Below are 19,425 nucleotides of genomic sequence, written 5' to 3'. Positions count from 1 at the left end.
GGCTTCCTGGCGGCGGTGGTCTAGCCGCGGCCAGGAGACATAGCGCATGAATCTGGATTACTCCCAAGCTGACGACGCATTCCGCGCCGACATCCGTTCGTGGCTCGAGGCCAATTTGCCTCACGAGCTGCGCTACAAGGTACTCAACCACAAGCGTCTGAACCGCGAGGACCTCGCAAGCTGGCACAAGCTGCTCGGCAAGCGCGGCTGGTCGGTGATCGCGTGGCCAACCGAATTCGGCGGTCCGGGCTGGAATCCGACGCAACGCCACATCTGGGACGAAGAATGCGCGCGCATCGGCGCACCTTCGGTGCTGCCGTTCGGCGTATCGATGGTGGCGCCCGTGTTGATGAAATACGGCAATGAGGCGCAAAAACGCCACTACCTGCCGCGTATTCTCGACGGCACCGACTGGTGGTGTCAGGGTTATTCGGAACCGGGCTCCGGCTCCGATCTGGCGTCGCTGCGCACGCGCGCCGAGCGCGTCGGCGATCACTACATCGTCAACGGCCAGAAAACGTGGACCACCCTCGGCCAGCACGCCGACATGATGTTCTGCCTCGTGCGCACCGACAGCGGCGCGAAGAAGCAGGAAGGCATCTCGTTCATCCTGATCGACATGAAGACACCGGGCATTACCGTGCGTCCGATCATCACGCTCGATGAAGATCACGAAGTCAACGAAGTCTTCTTCGAAGATGTGAAAGTGCCGGTCGAGAACCTCGTCGGCGAAGAGAATCGCGGCTGGACGTATGCGAAATATCTGCTCGGTCACGAGCGCACCGGTATCGCACGCGTCGGCCAGTCGAAGCGCGAACTCGTTTTCCTGAAGCGCCTCGCGCTGAACCAGAAGAAGAACGGCAAGCCGTTGCTGCACGATCCGGTTTTCTCGGCGAAGGTCGCGAATCTGGAAATCGAAATGATGGCGCTTGAAATCACGGTGCAGCGCGTCGTGAGCGCTGAGACGGGCGGACGCGGTCCGGGGCCGGAAGCGTCGATGCTGAAGATCAAGGGCACCGAGGTGCAGCAGGCGTTGACCGAGTTGATGTTCGAAGCGGTCGGTCCGATGGCGGCGCCGTTCGACGTACCGTTCCTCGAAGGCGAGCGCGCACATAGCGTGGCTGGTGATGACGATGCGGCGCCGCTTGCGGCGTATTACTTCAATTTCCGTAAGACGTCGATCTACGGCGGTTCGAACGAGATTCAAAAGAACATCATCGCGCAGATGATTCTGGGCCTTTGAGGAGCAGCGCAATGGACTTCACTTTTAACGACGAACAACAGCAATTCGCCGACGCGCTGCGCCGCTATCTCGACAAGAACTACGGCTTCGAGGCACGCCAGGCGATCGTGCGCACCGAAGCGGGCGTATCGGACACACACTGGTCCGCGTTCACCGAACTCGGTCTCACGGCATTACCGGTGCCTGAAGCGCGAGGCGGCTTCAACGGCAGTCCGGTCGACATGCTCGTGGTGATGCAGGAACTCGGGCGCGCGCTTGTGATCGAGCCATACTGGGCGACGGCGGTGGGTATCGAGGCGCTGCGTCTGGCGGGCACGGGCGAGGGCGACGATACGCACCTGCTCGAACGCGCCGCGGCGGGCGAGATCAGGCTTGCCGTGGCGTTTCATGAACCGGCCGCACGCTATGACATTTTCGCGGTGGAAACGACCGCGACGAAACAGGGTGAAGGCTACGTGTTGACGGGCAGGAAATCCGTCGTGCAGCACGGCGCGCAGGCGGATTACTGGATCGTGCCCGCACGTCTGGACGGCGAGATCGCGCTGTTCGTGATCGAGCGCAAGGCACGGAACGCCCAGGTTACCGACTACCGCACGATCGACGGCCAGCGTGCCGCGACACTGTCGTTCGAAGCGACGCCGGCGCGTCGCCTTGCCGGCGCACACGCGGGCGCCGCGACGCTCGAACGCATCGCCGATTACGGCATCGTGCTGCTCTGCGCGGAAGCCGTCGGCGCGCTCGATGCGCTGAATCACGCCACCGCCGAATATACGAAGCAGCGTCAGCAGTTCGGCGTGCCGATCGCGCGTTTCCAGTCGTTGCAGCATCGGATGGTCGAGATGCTGATTCACGCGGAACAGGCGCGCTCGGTGTCGTATCTGGCCGCCGTCCGCTACGCGAGTGAAGATGCCGACGAGCGTCGCCGTGCCGTGTCGGCCGCGAAGGTTCGCGTCGGGCAGGCCGCGCGCTTTGTCGGCCAGCAGGCGGTTCAGTTGCACGGCGGCATGGGCGTGACCAACGAAGTCGCGGCGGCGCATCTGTTCAAGCGCCTCGCGATCATCGAAACCACGCTGGGCGACGTCGATCACCATCTCGAACGTTTTGCCGCCCTGCCAGGGTTTGCCGTCGCCGAAGTATGATCCGTCGATCCAGATGAAGGAGGTGTGAACATGGGTTTGAGCTTCGAGGACATGGAGGTCGGCAAGACCTTCGAAATCGGTGAACACACGTTTACGCGGGAAGAGATCATCCGGTTCGCCGAACAGTTCGATCCGCAACCGTTTCACATCAGCGATGAAGGTGCGGCGGCCTCGCCGTACGGCACGCTGATCGCAAGCGGCTGGCATACGTGCTCGGTGATGATGGGCCTGCTCGTGCGCAACGCGTTTGCGGGTTCGACGTCGATGGGCTCACCCGGCATCGATGACATTCGCTGGATCAAGCCCGTGCGTGTGGGCGATACGATCCGTATGCTGAACACCGTGCTCGACCGGCGCGTGTCCGCGAGCAAACCCGATCGCGGCATCGTGTCGACGCAGTGGGAAGGCATCAACCAGCACGGCGAAACAGTGATCACGGTGCGCTCGAAAGGGCTCTTCGGCTTGCGCAATCCGGGTGACGCAGTATGACGCCGGGCGACATTGAGGTAGCCGATGCGCATGCACTACGCGCACTTACGAGTTCAGGTGCGCTGATAAGCGCCTGGGCCGGGATCGATCAGGCGAGCGTGGACCGTTTCGCGGCGGCCACCGGCGATCATCAATGGATTCACGTCGATCCTGAACGGGCAAAACGTGAGTCGCCATTTGGTGGACCGATTGCGCATGGATTCATGACGCTGTCGCTGATTCCGGCGCTGCTCGAGAAGACCGTTTCGTTGAAGCAGCGCATGGGCGTCAACTACGGTCTAAACCGGGTGCGCTTCACGTCGCCGGTGCTGGTCGGGTCGAACGTGCGTGCGAAGTTCGTGGTGGCTGACGTGACTGACGTCGACGACAACGGCGTGCAGGTTGTCTGGAACGTGACGCTGGAAAAGCAGGGGAGTGAGCGGCCGGTTTGTGTCGCCGAGTTCATCACCCGGCATTATTTCTAGCATCGACATCGGGTTCAACACAGTAGAAAGGAAAACGCGGTTGCCTTCACAGGCAACCGCGTTTTTTATTGCGCGACGCGCTCAGTTCAATGCTTCGCGTATTGCGTCGCGCCGAACAGGATTTCGCGCGCCTTGTCGTCGGTCAGCTCCTTGCGCGCGGACGCCAGCACTTCCACGCCGCGGATCACCGCCGGACGCGCGGCGATCGCTTCGTGCCAGCGCTTCACGTTCGGGAAGTCGTCGAGCTCGATGCCCTGGTTTTTCCACGAGCGCGTCCACGGGAACGATGCGATATCCGCGATCGTATAGTCGTTGCCCGCGAGATACGCGGTCTTGCCGAGTTGCGTATCCATCACGCCGTACAGACGCCGCGTCTCGTTCGTGTAGCGGTTGATCGCGTACTCGATCGGCTGCGGCGCGTACACGCGGAAGTGATGCGTCTGGCCGAGCATCGGGCCGACGCCGCCCATCTGGAACATCAGCCATTGCAGCGTCGCATAGCGTCTCGCCGGATCGGCCGGCAGGAACTTGCCGGTTTTTTCCGCGAGATAAATCAGGATCGCGCCGGATTCGAACAGCGAGAACGGTTTGCCGTCAGCGGACTTCGGGCCGTCGGGATCGACGATCGCCGGGATCTTGTTGTTCGGGCTGATCGAAAGAAATTCGGGCGTGAACTGGTCGCCGGCGCCAATATTGATGGCGTGCGCCGTGTATTCGAGCCCGGTTTCCTCGAGCATGATGTGGATTTTGTGGCCGTTCGGGGTCGCCCAGCTATAGACGTCGATCATCGTGACTCCTGGTTTTCGTGAGTGAGGCGCCGCGCGATGCGACGTCGATGCATTGAGGCAGACGAAAATTAGAGCACAGATCGAATCTTGATGCAGGGGGTGACCCAGCGTGCACCACGCCACCGCATCGTGTAAAACGCGCCGTTATAGCGCTGTCATTGCGCGCGTTGTGTCGCCGCGGGCGATGGCGACGCTTCCGCATAGCGCGACAGTTCGAGTTTCGCGATCGCGTTGCGGTGCACCTCATCGGGACCGTCCGCGAAGCGCAGCGTGCGTGCCGACGTGTACGCATACGCGAGCGGAAAATCGTCGCTCATGCCGGCCGCGCCGTGCGCCTGCATGGCCCAGTCGATGACCTGACATGCCATGTTCGGCGCGACGACCTTGATCATCGCGATTTCGCCGCGTGCGCCCTTGTTGCCGACGGTGTCCATCATGTACGCCGTCTTCAGCGTGAGCAGGCGCGCCTGTTCGATCATGCAGCGCGCTTCGGCGATACGCTCCAGCGTCACGCCTTGCGCGGCGACCGGCTTGCCGAACGCGACCCGCTGCAGCGAGCGCTTCGACATCAGCTCGAGCGCGCGCTCGGCGAGGCCGATCAGACGCATGCAGTGGTGAATGCGTCCCGGCCCGAGACGGCCCTGCGCGATCTCGAAACCGCGTCCTTCGCCCAGCAGCAGGTTCGACGCCGGCACGCGCACGTTTTCCAGCGTGATTTCCATGTGGCCGTGCGGCGCGTCGTCGTAACCGAACACCGTCAGCGGACGATGCACGGTGACGCCGGTTGCGTCGGCGGGCACGAGGATCATCGACTGTTGCTGATGGCGCGGCGCTTCGGGATCGGTCTTGCCCATCACGATGTACACCTTGCAGCGCGGATCGCCCGCGCCCGACGACCACCACTTGCGGCCGTTGATCACATAATCGTCACCGTCGCGCACGATGCTCGTCTGGATATTCGTTGCATCCGACGACGCCACGGCCGGTTCCGTCATCAGGAACGCCGAGCGAATATGGCCCTGCAGCAGCGGTTCGAGCCATTCACGTTTGTTTTCATCACTGCCGTAGCGCTCGATCGTTTCCATGTTGCCGGTGTCGGGCGCGTTGCAGTTGAACACTTCAGGCGCCCAGGGCACCCGGCCCATGATCTCGCACAGCGGCGCGTATTCGAGATTCGTGAGGCCCGCGCCGCGCGCGGAGTCCGGCAGGAACAGGTTCCACAGCCCGGCGTCGCGCGCTTCCTGCTTGAGACGCTCGATCAGCTCAGTCGGAATCCATGCGTTGCCGTTCTGGCGATTCCGTGCAATCTCTTCGGCGAATGCGCGCTCGTTCGGATAGATGTGCTCGTCGAAGAAAGCGAGCAATTTCTCGCGCAGTGCCTGCACCTTCGGGGTGTAATCGAAATTCATGTAAAACCTCGCGGGTAACGATGAGCAATTGTCGGGCTGTGACTAGCGCACTTTCTGCGCGTAACGCCACGCGAGTTCCGCCATCGGCTTCGCGCGACGGCCGGCATCGATAGCCTGCGCACTCGCAGCGGTGCCGTCGACGACGCGTTTCATGATCCCCTGCAGGATCGCCGCGATGCGGAACATGTTGTACGCCAGATAGAAATTCCAGTCGCCTTCGATCTGGAAGCCAGTGCGCGCGCAATAACGTTCGACGTAATGCGCTTCGTCCGGAATGCCGAGTGCCGCCCAGTCGAGGCCGGCAATGCCGCGAAACTGCGTGGGATCGACGTGCCACGCCATGCAGTGATACGCGAAGTCGGCAAGCGGATCGCCGAGCGTCGACAGTTCCCAGTCGAGCACGGCAAGCACACGCGGCTCGTGCGGATGGAAAATCAGGTTGTCGAGACGGTAGTCGCCATGCACGACCGAAGCACGCTCGCTGGTATCGGCCGGCATGTGCTGCGGCAGCCATTCGATGAGGCGGTTCATCGCTTCGATCGGTTCCGTTTCGGACGCCACATACTGCTTGCTCCAGCGACCGATCTGTCGCGCGAAGTAGTTGCCCGGTTTGCCATAGTCCGCAAGCCCGACGGTCGCTGGATCGACGCTATGCAGCGCTGCGATCACGCGATTCATCTCGTCGTAGATCGCACCGCGTTCACCGGTCGTCATGCCGGGCAGCGACTGGTCCCACAGCACGCGTCCCTGAACGAACTCCATCACATAGAAAGCGCGCCCAATCACGCTTTCGTCTTCGCAGAGCGCGAGCATTTTCGCGACCGGTACGTCGGTATGGCGAAGCGCATGCATCACGCGATATTCGCGTTCCACGGCGTGCGCCGACGGCAGGAGTTTCGCAGCGGGGCCAGGCTTCGCGCGCATCACATACGAGCGCGAAGGCGTGACGAGTTTGAACGTCGGATTCGACTGGCCGCCTGCGAACTGTTCGACGGTCAACGACCCGGCGAAGCCTTCGACGTGTTGGGCCAGCCACGCGCCGAGCTGGTCCGCGTCGAAGCGCTGTTTGTCCGCGACGGGCCGGGTGCCTTCGAATGCCGAGTAGTCCGGCGTGTGTTCCGCTTCTCCAGCGGGGCTGGCCTGCGTCATTGTCTCCTCCAGATCGGGTTCAACTATGCCTGTATTGAATGAATTGCGCGTAGAGCAGTTCCATCGTCGTGTTGCGCACGTCGCGATGAAGCGGTGAAGGCGGTGAGTAATTGATTGCGCGCAGCACCCAGTCGCGCGGCGCCGCGCCGACGTCGAGCGTGTTGATGCAGCCCGTCGCCTGCGCGAGATGGCCGAAGAACGTGCGGCCGCCCGCCGTGATCGCATGCGAGAGGATCGCGCGGTTCACTCCGCCGTGCAGCACGAGCAGCACCGTGTCCCACGACGTGTCTTCGCGCAGCGTTGCAAGCGCGGGCAGCACGCGGTCGAACAGTTCTCCGATCGTTTCGCCGCCCAGAAAGCGCGTGTCTGCAGGGACGATGCCGTCGAACACGCTCAGAAACGCGGTTTCGAGATCTTTCGCTGGAATGCCGCCGAGCCGCCCGCCGCGAATTTCCTGCAGCGCGGGCTCGATTTCCAGTTCGATCTGCTGACCGGTTTCGGCGAGCACGCGTTGCGCGGTTTCGACCGTGCGCGGCAGGCCGCTCACGATCACGCGGTCGAAGCGAACCTGCTGCTCCGCGAACACGCGGCCCGCGGCGCTCGCCTGTTCGCGGCCGTTCTCGTTGAGCGGCACGGTTTCGGGATCGATCGCGCGGCCGGTGGCGTCGAAATACGTGACGTCGCCGTGCCGCATCAGATAGATGCGTCGGCGCTTCGGCAACTGGAACGCGGCGTTTTGCGGTTCGTTCATTTGTAGACCGGTGGACGTTTTTCAAGGAACGCGGTGATGCCTTCAAGCGCATCGCCCTGATGCAGCGCGCAGACGAAGCTGTCGCGCTCGGCGGCAAGATGATCCGGCAGCGATTGCGTGCCGGCCGCGCCAATCAGCGACTTGATGCGCGTGATCGAATACGGCGAGATCCTGCCGAGGTCGTCGGCCCATGCGAGCGCCATGTCGCGCACCGCACCGGCTTTCGCCAGCTTGTTGACGACACCGAGTTCATGGAGTCGCGTCGCGATAACCGGCTTGCCTTCGAACAGCACTTCGGCCGCGATCTGGCGCGGCAGTGCCTGCGCGAGAAACCACGAGCCGCCGCCGTCCGGCGTCAGCCCGACGCGGGCGTACGACATCACGAATTTCGCCTCTTCGGCGGCGACGATCAGGTCACAGGCGAGCGCGAGCGAAAATCCCGCGCCGGCCGCCGCGCCTTCGACGGCGGCGATCACCGGCTTCGTCGACGAACGCAACGCGGCGATCCACTCGCCGAGCATGTCGATGCTTTGCGCCTGCACCGAAGGATCTTTCGCGCGATTTTCGAGTAGCCGGTTCAGGTTGCCGCCCGCGCAGAAGAACTGGTCCGCTCCGGTCAGCACGATCGCGCGGATCGACGGATCGCGCTCGGCCGTATCGATCGCCTCGATGCCGGCTGCGTACATGTCCGGATGCAATGCGTTGCGCGCGCCCGGATTCGACAGTGTCAGCACGAGCGTCGATTCGCTTTCGGCCGGGCGGGACGTGAGGAGTTCAGCGCTCATCGCGGGTCCTTTGCGTTGGTGTTGGCGCCTGTCTCGTCGGCGTCCGCGGCGTCGGTCTGTGTGAGCGGGAGGCCAAGCTGTGCGCGACGGGCAAGCCACGGCGACGGACGGTAGCGCGGATCTTCCAGCACGCTGAAGATATTGCGCAGGATCGTGAGGATCGCCTTCGCGCCGAGCGCGTCGCCGAGTGCGAGCGGTCCGCGTGGATAGCCGAGACCCAGTGTGACCGCCAGATCGATGTCGAGCGGCGACGCGATCTGCTTTTGCGCGATATCGCAGCCGATGTTGACGATGGTCGCGACCACGCGTTGCGCGACGAAGCCGGTCGAATCGCGGATCACGGTGACAGGAACGTTGTCGGAGGCGAAGAGCGCGTGACCGGCGTCGCGCGCGGCGCGCGTCGTCGCGGGCGTCGTCATCAGCGTGCGGCGTTGCGCGCCGGCGAGCGGAAACAGCGCATCGATCGCCACTACACGGCTTGCGTCGAGATTCTCGTCGACAGTGGCGGTAGTCGCGTCATGCCCGAACGGCGTCACGACGATCAGCGAATCCGCTGCGGGCGTTGCACCTTCGTCGAGCGTCACGCCGCTTTTCGCGACGATCTGCAGCACGGCTTCGCGCGCCTCGGGATAGCGGTTGCTGATCCATACGCGCTTCGGCAATTCCGTCGGCGCGGCGGCTTCGGCTTCGACCTGCTGCTTGCCGTCGATGTACTGATAAAAGCCTTCGCCCGTCTTGCGGCCGATCAGACCGCCCGCGAGGCGCGTGCCCGTGATCGGCGACGGCGTGAAGCGCGGCTCTTCGTAGAACTGGTGATAGATCGACTCCATCACCGGATGCGACACGTCGAGCGCTGTCAGGTCGAGCAGTTCGAACGGCCCGAGCCGGAAGCCCGCCTGTTCGCGCATGATACGGTCGATATCGACAAAACTTGCGACGCCTTCGCCCGCCACGCGCAGGCCCTCGGTATTCATCCCGCGTCCGGCGTGATTGACGATGAAGCCGGGCATGTCTTTCGCGCGCACCGGCGTGTGGCCCATGCGGCGCGCGAGATCCATCAGCGCGTCGCCGGCGGCCGGATCGCCGCGCAGGCCGTCGATCACCTCGACGACCTTCATCAGCGGCACCGGATTGAAGAAGTGAAAGCCGACGACGCGCGACGGATCCTGGCAACCCGCCGCGATCGAGGTGATCGACAGCGACGACGTGTTCGACGCCAGCACGCAGTTGCCGCCTACGACCGTTTCGAGTTCGCGAAAGAGGGTGCGCTTGACGTCGAGCTTTTCGACGATCGCCTCGACGACGAGATCGCAACCCGCGAAGTCCGCGATCGCCGCCGCGCCTGTCACGCACGCGAGCGCGGCGGTCACGCGCGCCGGTTCGAGCTTGCCTTTGGCGGCGAGTTTTGCGAACGTGTCCGCAAGATAGTCGCGCGCCGCGCCGACGGCTTCGGGATTCGTGTCATAAAGACGCACGCTCAGGCCCGAGAGCGCCGCGATCTGCGCAATGCCGCGGCCCATCGCACCCGTGCCGACAATGCCGATAGTTTCGATGCTGAACTGACGAGAGGTCATGGTAAGGCTCGACTCCATGGTTGTTTTTAGAATAGCACGATCGTGCAAAATTTGAGATGATGGGTTAACACGGACTGCATGATCGTCGGCGATCTGTCAGACGCGGTTCCATCGATAAACAGAACAGGCCGGAAGGAGACACCCGATGATCAAATTGTGCGGTTTCGCGTTGTCCAACTATTACAGCAAGGTGAAATTCGTTCTGCTCGAACACGATATCCCGTTCGAGGAGGTGTTCGTGATGCCGGGCCGGGACGAAGCGTTCGTCGCGCATTCGCCGCTCGGCAAGGTGCCGTACATCCAGACCGAACACGGGGATCTGTGCGAGTCGCAGGCGATCGTTGAATATCTGGCTGCGCGCTATCCGGAGAAGGCGATTTTCTCCGCCGATCCGTGGATCGCCGCGAAAGAGCGCGAGATGATCTTCTTCGTCGATGTGCATCTCGAACTGACCGTGCGTAACCTGTACAAGCAGGCGTTTTTCGGCGGCACGGTCACCGACGCGACCAAAGGGCGCGTCGAGAAGCTGCTCACACATCATATCAGCGGTTTCAAACGCCTCGCGAAGCTCGCGCCGTACCTGCATGGCGAGCGTTTCAGCGTTTCCGATGCGGCTGGTTTCGTGAGTTTGCCGCTCGTCGGCATGGCGACGCAGGCGGTCTACGGCCGCGATTTTCTGGTCGATGCCGGGATCGACTGGAAAGCATACGTGAAGGCAGTGAACGAACGGCCCGCTGCGCAGCGCGTGACCGCCGACCGCAAGGCGTATGTCGAGGCGCAACGCAAGAAAGCGTGATCGCCGGGGGCGTAAGCGCGCGGTTGTACGTGAGCCGCGATGCGCCGAAGCAGGACACCCGCGCGACGATGAGGAATGTGGATTCATTCGCATCGTCGCGCGCGCCGGATCAAAGACGCGCCAGCCGTTCGAGCGCGGTGGCGAGCGTGCTGTCCTGCTTCGCGAAGCAGAAGCGCACGACGCCCGATTCATGCGGCGCGTGATAGAACGCCGACACGGGAATCGCCGCCACGCCGATTTCGCCGGTCAGCCATTGCGCGAATTCCGCTTCGGGCAGGTCGCTGATCGCCGAGTAATCGACGCACTGGAAGTACGTGCCTTCACACGGCAGTAGACGGAAGCGCGAATTCGCGAGACCCGCGCGGAAGAGGTCACGCTTCTTCTGATAGAACGCCGGCAGGTCGAGATACGGCGCCGGATCCTGCATGTAGCGCGCGAGGCCGAGCTGCATCGGCGTATTCACGGTGAACACGTTGAACTGGTGCACTTTGCGGAACTCCGCCGTCAATGCGGCAGGCGCCGCGACGTAGCCGATTTTCCAGCCCGTCACGTGATACGTCTTGCCGAAGCTCGATACAACGAAACTGCGCTGCGCGAGTTCCGGATAGCGCGCGACGCTTTCGTGCGGCGCGTCGTCGTAGACCATGTGTTCGTAGACTTCGTCCGAGAGAATCAGCACGTTGGTGCCGCGCACGATGTCTTCCAGCTTCTGCATGTCTTCCGCGCGCCAGACGGTGCCCGTCGGATTGTGCGGCGTGTTGATCAGCAGCAGACGCGTCCTCGGGGTGATCGCGGCCGCGAGCCTGTCGAACGGAATGGCGTAGTCGGGCGCGTCGAGCGTGACGAACACCGGCTTGCCGCCCGCGAGTTCGATCGACGGCAGATAGCTGTCATACGTCGGCTCGACGACGATCACTTCATCGCCCGGATGGACCGTGCACAGGATCGCGGTGAGCAACGCCTGCGTGGCGCCGGCCGTGACCGTGATTTCACTGTCGGCGTCGTAGCGGCGGCCGTACAGGTTTGCGATCTTGTCCGAGATCGCCTGACGTAGCGGCGCGAGGCCGGCCATCGGCGGATACTGGTTGTGGCCTTCGCGCATCGCATCGGTCACCGCATCCACGATGCGCGGATCGCAGTTGAAATCCGGAAAGCCCTGGCCGAGGTTCACGGCGCCTTTTTGCGCGGCGAGCGCGCTCATCACGGTGAAAATCGTCGTGCCGACGTTCGGCAGACGGGACGGGAAGGTCGGAGTCGTGGACGTGATGTGTGTGGTGTGCGGTGCATTCATGGCGCGGTCTGGAGCATGGACGATGGGCGGTGGAGAGAACCTGGGCTGAAGGAATTCGTGCGCGATGCGCCGGTCAGGCTGGCGCCGGCGCTTCGGCGGCTGTCTTGTCCGGCAGCAGGCAGGCCGCGACGAATGGCGCCGGCTGCGCGATCCGGAACCCGAAATCGCGTGCGATACGCTTTGCAAGCTTCAGCACCGCGCGATCTTTTGAGACCAGCCAGTCGGCCTGCGCCGCGTGCGCGAGTTCAAGAAACTTCTGGTCGTCGCGATCCTTGCACTTCGGCAGCGGACGGGCGTCTTCGGCGGGCGTGGGCGGTGCGACCTGCCGGCAGAGGCGCGCGAGCGTATCGAGCGCCGCGGCCTTGTCGATCTCGCGCCGCGCGAACTGGGGATAATCGAGCACGTACGTGAGCTCAGCGAGACAGCGCGCGTCGATCAGCGCTTTCAGCGCGCCGCTTTCGAGCGCCGCGCGGATCGGGCGGGTGTGAGGGTCGTCGAACACGAGGATGTCGATCCATACATTCGAATCGAGCACGACGAGAGGGACATCGCGGAGCGCCCCGCGTGAGGCATCGGAACCGTGCATTCGTTACAATCGTGGTTTCGTCTTTGACCGTCAGGCACGGCGTGCCTGTAAGCCTCTATGATAATCGTTCTGTCGCCGGCCAAATCGCTCGACTACGAAACACCCCCGCACGTCAAAAAGCACACGATCCCCGATTTTGTCGATGACGCCGCCGAACTGATCGGCGGATTGCGGCGCCTGTCGCCGCAGCAGATCGCCACGCTGATGGACATTTCCGATCCGCTCGCGCGCCTGAACTTCCAGCGCTACGCTGACTGGTCGGAAAAATTCGACACACGTAACGCGAAACAGGCCGTGCTCGCGTTCAACGGCGACGTGTACGAAGGTTTCGACGCGAAGTCGCTCTCCGCCGCCGATCTCGACTACGCGCAAAAGCATGTGCGCGTGCTGTCGGGGCTGTATGGGCTGCTGCGTCCGCTCGACCTGTTGCAGCCGTATCGGCTGGAAATGGGCACCCGTTTCGAGAACGCGCGGGGCAAGGATCTGTACGCATTCTGGGGCGAGCGCATCACGCAGGGGCTGAACGCCCAGTTGAAGAAGAACGCGGGTGCGGCGCGGATTCTGGTGAACTGCGCATCGACCGAGTACTTCAGGTCCGTCAGGCCCAAGCTGCTCGATGCGCCGGTGATCACACCCGTATTCGAAGACTGGAAGGGCGGCCGCTACAAGATCATCAGCTTCCATGCGAAACGCGCGCGCGGCCTGATGGCGCGTTACGCGGTCGAGAACCGCCTCGATGCGCCGGAAGCGCTGAAGGGCTTCGACGCGGAAGGCTACGCGTTCGACGCCGACGCATCGAACGATTCCACCTACGTATTTCGCCGGCGCATCGCGCAGTAAGCGCGACGCCGTATCCGACGCATATCACGCACGACAGGCAGGGCGACACCATGACGATTTCGATTACCAGTAACTTCGACGCGGGCGCGATCGAGGTCGTGTCCTGTGCGCAGCCGGACGACATCCGTCTGCGCGTGCGACGCGACAGTCACGCAGAGTTCGCGCAATGGTTTTACTTCCGGCTCGCGGGCGCGGCGGGCGAACGCTGCGTGATGACCTTCGAGAACGCCCACGAATGCGCGTTCGCCGAAGGCTGGCGCGGCTACAACGCGATGGCGAGCTACGACCGCGTGAACTGGTTCCGCGTGCCGACGTCGTACGACGGCCGCATGCTGACGATCGACCACACACCCGACTTCGACAGCATCCACTATGCGTATTTCGAGCCGTATAGCGAGGAGCGTCATTCGGAATTTCTTGGTGCGGTGCAACAGATGCCACACGCGACGCTGACCGAACTCGGCCAGACGGTCGAAGGCCGGCCGATGTCGCTGCTCACGCTCGGCACGCCGGATCTCGCCGAAGACGGCACGCTCAGGCCGAAGAAGAAAATCTGGATCATCGCGCGTCAGCATCCGGGCGAGACGATGGCGGAGTGGTTCGTCGAGGGCCTTGTCAAACGTCTGGCCGGCTGGGGCGACTGGGCTGGCGATCCGGTCGCGCGCCGGCTCTATGAGCACGCGGTGTTTCACATCGTGCCCAACATGAATCCGGATGGCAGCGTGCACGGCAACCTGCGCACGAACGCCGCTGGCGCTAATCTGAATCGCGAATGGATGGAGCCGGACGCCGCGCGCAGCCCCGAAGTGCTGCTCGTGCGCGACGCGATTCACGCGACGGGCTGCGACCTGTTCTTCGATATCCACGGCGACGAAGCGCTACCGTACGTGTTCGTGGCGGGCTCGGAAATGCTGCCGGGGTTCACTGAGAAGCAGGGCGAGGAACAGCGGGCCTTTATCGAAGCGTTCAAGCAGGCGAGCCCGGACTTTCAGGACAAGTACGGCTATGAGTCGAGCAAGTATCGGCAGGACGCACTGAAGCTCGCATCGAAGTACATTGGCAACGAATTCGGTTGCCTGTCGCTGACGCTGGAGATGCCCTTCAAGGACAACGCGAATTTGCCTGACGAGAGGGTGGGCTGGAACGGCGAGCGCAGCGCGTCGCTGGGTGCCGCGATGCTCCACACGATCCTGCGGCATGTCGAGACGTTCGCGTGATCTTTAAGCGGATGTGAGACCGGCGTCAGGCGAAGCGGCGAGGTCAACTCGGGTCTGGTGCTTGTCGGCCAGGGCACAGGTCGGGTCGCCTCCGGTTGGACAAAAAAGCGGGGAACGCGCCATGCACGCGTTCCCCGCTTTTTTGTTTTGCCCGGCATTGAACGCCCGCGTACGACTGACCGCGGACGCGACAATCTGAAGGCGCCCGCTTAATGCGATTTTTTCTTCGCTGACGATTTCGATGTGGGCTTGCCAGTCGATTTTCCCGTTGCGGCCGAAACCTTACCGGTCGATTTCTTGCCCGATGAATGCTTGCCTTTCGAGCCTTTCTTCTTGTGGCTGCCCGACGGGGCACTGCGTGCTCTCGCCGGCGGCACCGGGTCGTTCCAGCTGAACGCCAGCATCTGGGTGCCCATATAGCCACAGCGGAACTTGAGGTCCATCGGCGACCCACTGCCGCTTTGCGGTACACCGAGACCCTCGACGGTCACGATGCTGTCGACCTTGACGCGCTGCTTGCCTTCGTCGAACGAGTCGTTCCACGGAGTGATCGAAGAGTGCGCGCTGTCGAAGGAACTGGGTGGGAATTCGACGTGATCGAAGGCTGTCGAGGTACTGGCGACAAAATTGGCGTGCGCGGCGCAGTCCGCGACGAGCGGGTCGGCATGCAGGTCATGGACGAATCTGTTGACGAGTTCGTTATGCTGTTCGAGCTGATCGGCGGAGGCGGGCGCTGTGTACACGAGCATGGAGCCCGCTACAATCGCCGCGAACCGGCCGACCAACCGCAGCAATCGGCGCGGTGCGTTGGTGCGATCCATCTATCAAGACTTATAAAACATCAGGCACGTAAGATGCCTCGTGGGTGAGAGGAGTTCAATACTGACACAAAATATTTGATGCGTTCTGCTGGAAATGCCGGAGCGACGGGATGGATACAAGGCATGGCGACTCCATGCCGTCAGTTCGTTACCGGTTCGATCGTTGTCGCGAAACGATACGTGCGATGACTTCGATGGCTCGTGCGTAGGGCCCCATTCAGATCACGCAGGTCGGTCGGCTTGATGCGACCGCGCGCGGTCACACTTTTTCGCGAGGTATTCGCTTGCCCCGAGTTTCAGATGCGGGGTCCGCCGAGGCGATAGCGACGCACGTCGTACGTCGTGACCCAGGCGGGCCGATAAACGGCGATCAGTGCCGTGGACATGCCGGTGAACCACGCTTCGCCCGAAGCGAGCAGAAGGACGCTGAACATGTAACCCACGGGTACGACGGTCATCGACCGGTCGGCCAGCACAACATGCGATGCCACCGCGGCTATCGCGGCGACGGTCACCGCGATAGCGGGTGAGACGAAGCCCTGACCCAGGATGAAGACGAACAGGTTGCGCGGCAACCATTTGACGATCGCCCGTTGCAGAATCGCAGAAATCGCGACTGGCAACGCGCCGAATATCAGGAAGGTGAGGGCGATACCTTGCCAGGGCGCGTCGAAGATCACAGCGGCGATACCCGTGATCGCAGCCATCGCGATTAGCGCGAGCGCCCAGTCAAAGAGCGTGACGACGAGTGTGGCGCCAAGCAGGTGCATGACGGTGCCGTCGTCGAGCCATGCGTTGCTCGCCCAGAGCACCGACACCGCAACGATCAAGGCGAGCCAGACATGCTGCAAGGTGGCGTCCTGAAGACGCTTGAAAGGGTTTTTCCATAGCGCAAGCGCAAGCAGGCCGGCAGTGGCGATCCAGCCACCGACAGCGACCCAGAACGGCAGCGGTGTATAGAGGAAACCCATAATCTCATATTACTCCTGGAAGTCGAAACGGGTGAGCGGAATCCGTGCCAGCCGCGCTGGTGGGGCGTGCGCGCGTCCGGTTCACGTTGCGCCGGCGGGTTCTTTACATGTCGCAATCAGGCTCGCCGACGGCCGTTGAGTCGTATCTGCATGTGTGGGTGCCGATGCCGGCGCTGTGGTTCGACGACTTCGATCAGGCACACGTGACTGAGGTGGTTTTTTTGGCCGATGTTGCGACTGAGCGACGCCATCTGACGTTGCCTGACAAGCCTGGCCTGAAGAACTCTGCCTGGCATCTGCGCATGCCGGGTGCGAAAGGTGTGGGCAGATCGGTCGCGGTCGTCACTTGCCGGTTTCGGCGGCCGGATCGCCGAACGGGATGACGGGCTCAGCGGCTGCCGCGAGGGCGCCGCCGCCATCGTTCGCGGGTAACGGATATCTGAATCGTTGGCCTGGAGGCCGCCGCAGCGGCACGACGCCTTGCTGGCCGGGCACGCCTCGCGGCGCGCTTTCGTGATCCGGGCGTAGCACCTGGAGCTGGGCAGCGAGCCAGCCGTTATAGATCGCGACGGCGGCGGCCCGATTGGGTGCGCCGAGTTGCTGGAAGATACTGGCGAGATGAATCTTGACCGTACCTTCACTGATGCCGAGCGTGCGCGCGATCATCTTGTTGGTGCTGCCCATGTGCACGCAGCGCATGATCTGCTCCTGACGCGGCGACAGTCCGTTCGACAGACGCATTCGCCGGGGTCGCGGAAGCGACACTTCCCGGCGGCGAACCGGCACTTCGGACACGACTCGCGGCGACTCGAGCGCGAGTGCGCCGGCCGGCACGTAGTGACCACCCAGCAACACGATTTCAAACGCCCGGACAATCAGGCGATGGTCCATCCGGCGCGGAATCACGCCGAGCGCACCTTCGTCGATCAGCGCGCGGACGATGGACGGAGACGCGTCGTCGGTCAGTACGGCGACTGGCACCGTGGGATGCGCCGCGAAGAGCGCACGGGCGTCGGCAATGCGCATCCCGTTTTCCCAGTCTATGACCAGCAGATCCGGGTTCAGGCGGCGCAACGTCCGGTCTGCCTGACGCCAGTCATGCGCCTCACTGAAACGTGCCTGCCGGTCAATCTGCCTCAGCAGGGCCTTGAGCCCTTCGCGCCGCTCGGCTTCCGGGTTGAATACGGTAAAACGCATGCGTTGCCTCCTCCAGATGAATCGGTCGAGGTGGCGCGATGCGCACGCACGGGTCGGCAGGTGCCGGACGCGCTGTGATGCGCCACCGGTCCCATGATGACAAATTCCATCCTGCCGGACTGCCTGTCCGAAAGGCATAGGATGCGTACTAAGAAAAAGCCCCGCGCGCGGCGGGGCTGTCAGAATCCGACGATGCCTGTCAGTGAAAATGAGGTTGTGCGGGCTCGGCGTCTTCAGGCATTTCCGCATGTACGATCTCGCCAAGCGGATCTGCATAGAGCGGTACGCCACAGTCGTCGCAGTATTCCGGCTCGAAACGTCCGGCGTGCCGTCGGACTTCCGTAATACCGGTTTCCTTCAGCAGTGCGACGATTTCTTCCAGCGGACCGTCGTTTGGAGCGGCTTCCTGCGGTTCCTCGTCGATACCCGGTTCGCCGTTCTCGCGGCCATAGAGTGGCCACACGACGCCATAGATCACGTCGTTGCTGCCGCGCCGGGTAAAGCCGACGCGATATTCGTCGATGTGTTGCTCACCGAATCCGGCGACGACCGCCCGCAATTCCTGGGGCGCAGCGCCAATTGTGTCGAAGAGATAGCGGACGGCCGTACGGACGGTGTGCGGACGCACGCGTTCATCCGCGTCGCGGCACGCTGAGTAGTAAGCGTCTGGCAGCAGGCATTCGAATTCACAACCTGGCAGGATGAGCGACAGGTTGGCACCACCTTGCGTCGCCCATTGTTCGAGACACTGACCGCGCTCGATGCGGCTGCCATGTTCTTCTTCCTGCCAGCGAAACACCGGCGCGCCGACCGGCGCAATGACGACAGCGAGCAGGAATCTCGGGTCGGCGAGGATCGGCGACGTCTCGGGCAACTCCCCAAGATTGAGTTTCGCGCTGTGACCGCTGACCGCTGTTTGCGCGAGCTGCTGTGCCACACGCCAGGTTTCGACGTGGTGACGCGGCAACTGGTCGATGCTGTACAGGAACGGCGCCATCGCGACGCGCGTGTCGGCCGCCAGCACATGTGCCTGCAGATGTGCGCGCAGTGCATCGGCCGCATCGCCCTTGAGCGGGCCCGACGGAATCGCGTATCGCGTCCAGGCGAGAACCGGTGCGGCGATCAGCAGCGCTTCGTGCGGCGTGCCGCCGAAATCGATCTGGAATGACTCGCTATGCGTTTCCGCCATGTCGGCGAGCGCACCATATGCATCCGGGTGATTTTGCTGCAGATGATCGAGGGCGGCGTCCAGCGTCGTCTGATTGCCATTGCGGACGATTCTGGCCAGCAGCGCATCGAGCTTCGCTTCCCAGAAGCGGTCTTCGGTGCGGCTGCCCGACGCGAACAGCGCGAGCGAGAGACCGACAAGTTTGTCGGCATCAGGAGGGAGACGTTTGGCGATTCGCGAGCGCATAAATCCGGAAGGTTTGGGGTGCACAGAGCCCTACATTCTATTCTTTTCTGTGCGCGGACACCTTTTGCGTGGGGGTGACCGGAAGATATAGGTCGGGTGCCCGTATTAAAGGATGGACGGGCAGATGGCATCTATGTCTATGTAATGCACGAAATGATGTAAGCGGAAACCTGGTTGCCAGGAGAGACAGGCACGCGGACCGGTGTCTGCCGGACCGCGCCCGTCGCTGTTTTTCCGTCGCCTTGATGTTCTCAAAAATAACGCTTGCCAGGCATGGAGGAGGTGGCTAGAATCTCGATCTTTCGCGCTTTCGGCAAGGGAGTGCGGGGGAGGCGGGAAGCCAGTAGTGGCAAGGCTTTGCGGGGCGTTGAGGGGTTCAGGAAGTTAGAAAAACCTGTTGACGGCGAAGCAGATGTTCTTCATAATCTCGTTTCTGTGCTGCGGATGCAGCGACGCAAAACGAAGCGGTGCCGGGTGGGTGTGGGTGGCACGGTTTGGGTG

At 62.9% G+C, this 19,425-nt stretch carries 19 protein-coding genes; 7 read left to right on the top strand and 12 right to left on the bottom strand.

What is annotated here, in order from left to right:
• Window positions 1–46: 46 nt before the first annotated feature.
• The 4 genes from LPA37_RS17675 to LPA37_RS17660 are packed head-to-tail and all read left to right on the top strand — an operon-like array spanning window position 47 to window position 3,335.
• A complete protein-coding gene (locus tag LPA37_RS17675; protein ID WP_228982068.1) occupies window positions 47–1,243 on the top strand; it encodes an acyl-CoA dehydrogenase family protein in 1,197 nt (398 codons plus the stop codon).
• An 11-nt stretch (window positions 1,244–1,254) separates the two neighbouring features.
• Entirely contained in the window at window positions 1,255–2,382 is a 1,128-nt protein-coding gene (locus LPA37_RS17670; RefSeq protein ID WP_228982069.1) for an acyl-CoA dehydrogenase family protein, read from the top strand.
• Between the two features lie 30 nt (window positions 2,383–2,412).
• Window positions 2,413–2,871 (top strand): MaoC family dehydratase, encoded by a 459-nt coding sequence (locus tag LPA37_RS17665; protein WP_228982072.1) that lies wholly within the window; start codon window positions 2,413–2,415, stop codon window positions 2,869–2,871.
• Entirely contained in the window at window positions 2,868–3,335 is a 468-nt protein-coding gene (locus tag LPA37_RS17660) for a MaoC family dehydratase (RefSeq protein WP_228982074.1), read from the top strand. The genes LPA37_RS17665 and LPA37_RS17660 overlap by 4 nt, the downstream gene beginning before the upstream one ends.
• An 86-nt stretch (window positions 3,336–3,421) precedes the next feature.
• Here LPA37_RS17660 and LPA37_RS17655 read toward each other — a convergent pair whose 3' ends face one another.
• From LPA37_RS17655 to LPA37_RS17630, 6 genes are all read right to left on the bottom strand, one after another.
• Window positions 3,422–4,123: a glutathione binding-like protein gene (locus tag LPA37_RS17655; RefSeq protein WP_228982075.1), complete on the bottom strand. Its 702-nt coding sequence runs from the start codon at window positions 4,121–4,123 to the stop codon at window positions 3,422–3,424.
• A 155-nt stretch (window positions 4,124–4,278) separates the two neighbouring features.
• Window positions 4,279–5,532, bottom strand: a complete 1,254-nt coding sequence (locus tag LPA37_RS17650; RefSeq protein WP_229013218.1) for an acyl-CoA dehydrogenase family protein — start codon at window positions 5,530–5,532, stop codon at window positions 4,279–4,281.
• Between the two features lie 42 nt (window positions 5,533–5,574).
• Window positions 5,575–6,681, bottom strand: coding sequence for a phosphotransferase (locus tag LPA37_RS17645; protein ID WP_229013217.1), 1,107 nt, complete (start codon window positions 6,679–6,681; stop codon window positions 5,575–5,577).
• A 19-nt stretch (window positions 6,682–6,700) separates the two neighbouring features.
• On the bottom strand, window positions 6,701–7,432 hold the full coding sequence (locus LPA37_RS17640) for a histidine phosphatase family protein (RefSeq protein WP_228984015.1): 732 nt from the start codon (window positions 7,430–7,432) through the stop codon (window positions 6,701–6,703).
• Window positions 7,429–8,217, bottom strand: a complete 789-nt coding sequence (locus tag LPA37_RS17635) for an oxepin-CoA hydrolase, alternative type (protein ID WP_228984016.1) — start codon at window positions 8,215–8,217, stop codon at window positions 7,429–7,431. The genes LPA37_RS17640 and LPA37_RS17635 overlap by 4 nt, the downstream gene beginning before the upstream one ends.
• Window positions 8,214–9,791, bottom strand: coding sequence for a 3-hydroxyacyl-CoA dehydrogenase (locus LPA37_RS17630; protein ID WP_229013216.1), 1,578 nt, complete (start codon window positions 9,789–9,791; stop codon window positions 8,214–8,216). Before LPA37_RS17630 ends, LPA37_RS17635 begins: the two co-directional genes overlap by 4 nt.
• Before the next feature lie 145 nt (window positions 9,792–9,936).
• Here LPA37_RS17630 and LPA37_RS17625 point away from each other — a divergent pair, with 145 nt between their 5' ends.
• Window positions 9,937–10,587 (top strand): glutathione S-transferase family protein, encoded by a 651-nt coding sequence (locus LPA37_RS17625; protein ID WP_228984023.1) that lies wholly within the window; start codon window positions 9,937–9,939, stop codon window positions 10,585–10,587.
• 109 nt (window positions 10,588–10,696) lie between these two features.
• Here the strand turns inward: LPA37_RS17625 and LPA37_RS17620 are convergent, their stop codons facing one another.
• Together LPA37_RS17620 and LPA37_RS17615 are read right to left on the bottom strand one after the other, a co-directional pair.
• Window positions 10,697–11,878, bottom strand: coding sequence for a pyridoxal phosphate-dependent aminotransferase (locus tag LPA37_RS17620; protein ID WP_229013215.1), 1,182 nt, complete (start codon window positions 11,876–11,878; stop codon window positions 10,697–10,699).
• A 73-nt stretch (window positions 11,879–11,951) separates the two neighbouring features.
• Window positions 11,952–12,464, bottom strand: coding sequence for a putative toxin-antitoxin system toxin component, PIN family (locus LPA37_RS17615; protein ID WP_228984026.1), 513 nt, complete (start codon window positions 12,462–12,464; stop codon window positions 11,952–11,954).
• 57 nt (window positions 12,465–12,521) lie between these two features.
• Here LPA37_RS17615 and yaaA point away from each other — a divergent pair, with 57 nt between their 5' ends.
• The gene (yaaA, locus tag LPA37_RS17610) at window positions 12,522–13,304 is read left to right on the top strand and encodes a peroxide stress protein YaaA (RefSeq protein ID WP_228984029.1); all 783 of its coding nucleotides are present in this window, start codon (window positions 12,522–12,524) and stop codon (window positions 13,302–13,304) included.
• Window positions 13,305–13,354: 50 nt separating this feature from the next.
• Window positions 13,355–14,521 (top strand): M14 family metallopeptidase, encoded by a 1,167-nt coding sequence (locus LPA37_RS17605; protein ID WP_228984031.1) that lies wholly within the window; start codon window positions 13,355–13,357, stop codon window positions 14,519–14,521.
• 209 nt (window positions 14,522–14,730) lie between these two features.
• On the opposite strand, the gene LPA37_RS17600 is transcribed toward LPA37_RS17605, so the two are convergent.
• From LPA37_RS17600 to LPA37_RS17585, 4 genes are all read right to left on the bottom strand, one after another.
• Window positions 14,731–15,342: a BspC domain-containing protein gene (locus LPA37_RS17600; protein ID WP_228984032.1), complete on the bottom strand. Its 612-nt coding sequence runs from the start codon at window positions 15,340–15,342 to the stop codon at window positions 14,731–14,733.
• Window positions 15,343–15,638: 296 nt separating this feature from the next.
• Window positions 15,639–16,313 (bottom strand): energy-coupling factor ABC transporter permease, encoded by a 675-nt coding sequence (locus LPA37_RS17595; protein WP_228984034.1) that lies wholly within the window; start codon window positions 16,311–16,313, stop codon window positions 15,639–15,641.
• A 342-nt stretch (window positions 16,314–16,655) separates the two neighbouring features.
• On the bottom strand, window positions 16,656–17,510 hold the full coding sequence (locus tag LPA37_RS17590; RefSeq protein ID WP_229013214.1) for a response regulator transcription factor: 855 nt from the start codon (window positions 17,508–17,510) through the stop codon (window positions 16,656–16,658).
• Between the two features lie 199 nt (window positions 17,511–17,709).
• Window positions 17,710–18,924: a DUF2863 family protein gene (locus tag LPA37_RS17585; RefSeq protein WP_228984038.1), complete on the bottom strand. Its 1,215-nt coding sequence runs from the start codon at window positions 18,922–18,924 to the stop codon at window positions 17,710–17,712.
• Window positions 18,925–19,425 lie beyond the last annotated feature (501 nt).

It is taken from the genome of Paraburkholderia gardini (assembly GCF_907164545.1).
GTDB lineage: Bacteria > Pseudomonadota > Gammaproteobacteria > Burkholderiales > Burkholderiaceae > Paraburkholderia > Paraburkholderia gardini.
Note: the sequence above shows the minus strand (reverse complement) of the source record. Positions and strands in the feature narration are given on the sequence as shown.

What these genes read in the sequence shown, in the direction of transcription:
- LPA37_RS17675 (WP_228982068.1), top strand. Translation starts at nt 47, where the DNA reads ATGAATCTGGATTACTCCCAAGCTGACGACGCATTCCGCGCCGACATC.
- LPA37_RS17670 (WP_228982069.1), top strand. Translation starts at nt 1,255, where the DNA reads ATGGACTTCACTTTTAACGACGAACAACAGCAATTCGCCGACGCGCTG.
- LPA37_RS17665 (WP_228982072.1), top strand. Translation starts at nt 2,413, where the DNA reads ATGGGTTTGAGCTTCGAGGACATGGAGGTCGGCAAGACCTTCGAAATC.
- LPA37_RS17660 (WP_228982074.1), top strand. Translation starts at nt 2,868, where the DNA reads ATGACGCCGGGCGACATTGAGGTAGCCGATGCGCATGCACTACGCGCA.
- LPA37_RS17655 (WP_228982075.1), bottom strand. Translation starts at nt 4,123, where the DNA reads ATGATCGACGTCTATAGCTGGGCGACCCCGAACGGCCACAAAATCCAC.
- LPA37_RS17650 (WP_229013218.1), bottom strand. Translation starts at nt 5,532, where the DNA reads ATGAATTTCGATTACACCCCGAAGGTGCAGGCACTGCGCGAGAAATTG.
- LPA37_RS17645 (WP_229013217.1), bottom strand. Translation starts at nt 6,681, where the DNA reads ATGACGCAGGCCAGCCCCGCTGGAGAAGCGGAACACACGCCGGACTAC.
- LPA37_RS17640 (WP_228984015.1), bottom strand. Translation starts at nt 7,432, where the DNA reads ATGAACGAACCGCAAAACGCCGCGTTCCAGTTGCCGAAGCGCCGACGC.
- LPA37_RS17635 (WP_228984016.1), bottom strand. Translation starts at nt 8,217, where the DNA reads ATGAGCGCTGAACTCCTCACGTCCCGCCCGGCCGAAAGCGAATCGACG.
- LPA37_RS17630 (WP_229013216.1), bottom strand. Translation starts at nt 9,791, where the DNA reads ATGACCTCTCGTCAGTTCAGCATCGAAACTATCGGCATTGTCGGCACG.
- LPA37_RS17625 (WP_228984023.1), top strand. Translation starts at nt 9,937, where the DNA reads ATGATCAAATTGTGCGGTTTCGCGTTGTCCAACTATTACAGCAAGGTG.
- LPA37_RS17620 (WP_229013215.1), bottom strand. Translation starts at nt 11,878, where the DNA reads ATGAATGCACCGCACACCACACACATCACGTCCACGACTCCGACCTTC.
- LPA37_RS17615 (WP_228984026.1), bottom strand. Translation starts at nt 12,464, where the DNA reads ATGCACGGTTCCGATGCCTCACGCGGGGCGCTCCGCGATGTCCCTCTC.
- yaaA (WP_228984029.1), top strand. Translation starts at nt 12,522, where the DNA reads ATGATAATCGTTCTGTCGCCGGCCAAATCGCTCGACTACGAAACACCC.
- LPA37_RS17605 (WP_228984031.1), top strand. Translation starts at nt 13,355, where the DNA reads ATGACGATTTCGATTACCAGTAACTTCGACGCGGGCGCGATCGAGGTC.
- LPA37_RS17600 (WP_228984032.1), bottom strand. Translation starts at nt 15,342, where the DNA reads ATGGATCGCACCAACGCACCGCGCCGATTGCTGCGGTTGGTCGGCCGG.
- LPA37_RS17595 (WP_228984034.1), bottom strand. Translation starts at nt 16,313, where the DNA reads ATGGGTTTCCTCTATACACCGCTGCCGTTCTGGGTCGCTGTCGGTGGC.
- LPA37_RS17590 (WP_229013214.1), bottom strand. Translation starts at nt 17,510, where the DNA reads ATGCGTTTTACCGTATTCAACCCGGAAGCCGAGCGGCGCGAAGGGCTC.
- LPA37_RS17585 (WP_228984038.1), bottom strand. Translation starts at nt 18,924, where the DNA reads ATGCGCTCGCGAATCGCCAAACGTCTCCCTCCTGATGCCGACAAACTT.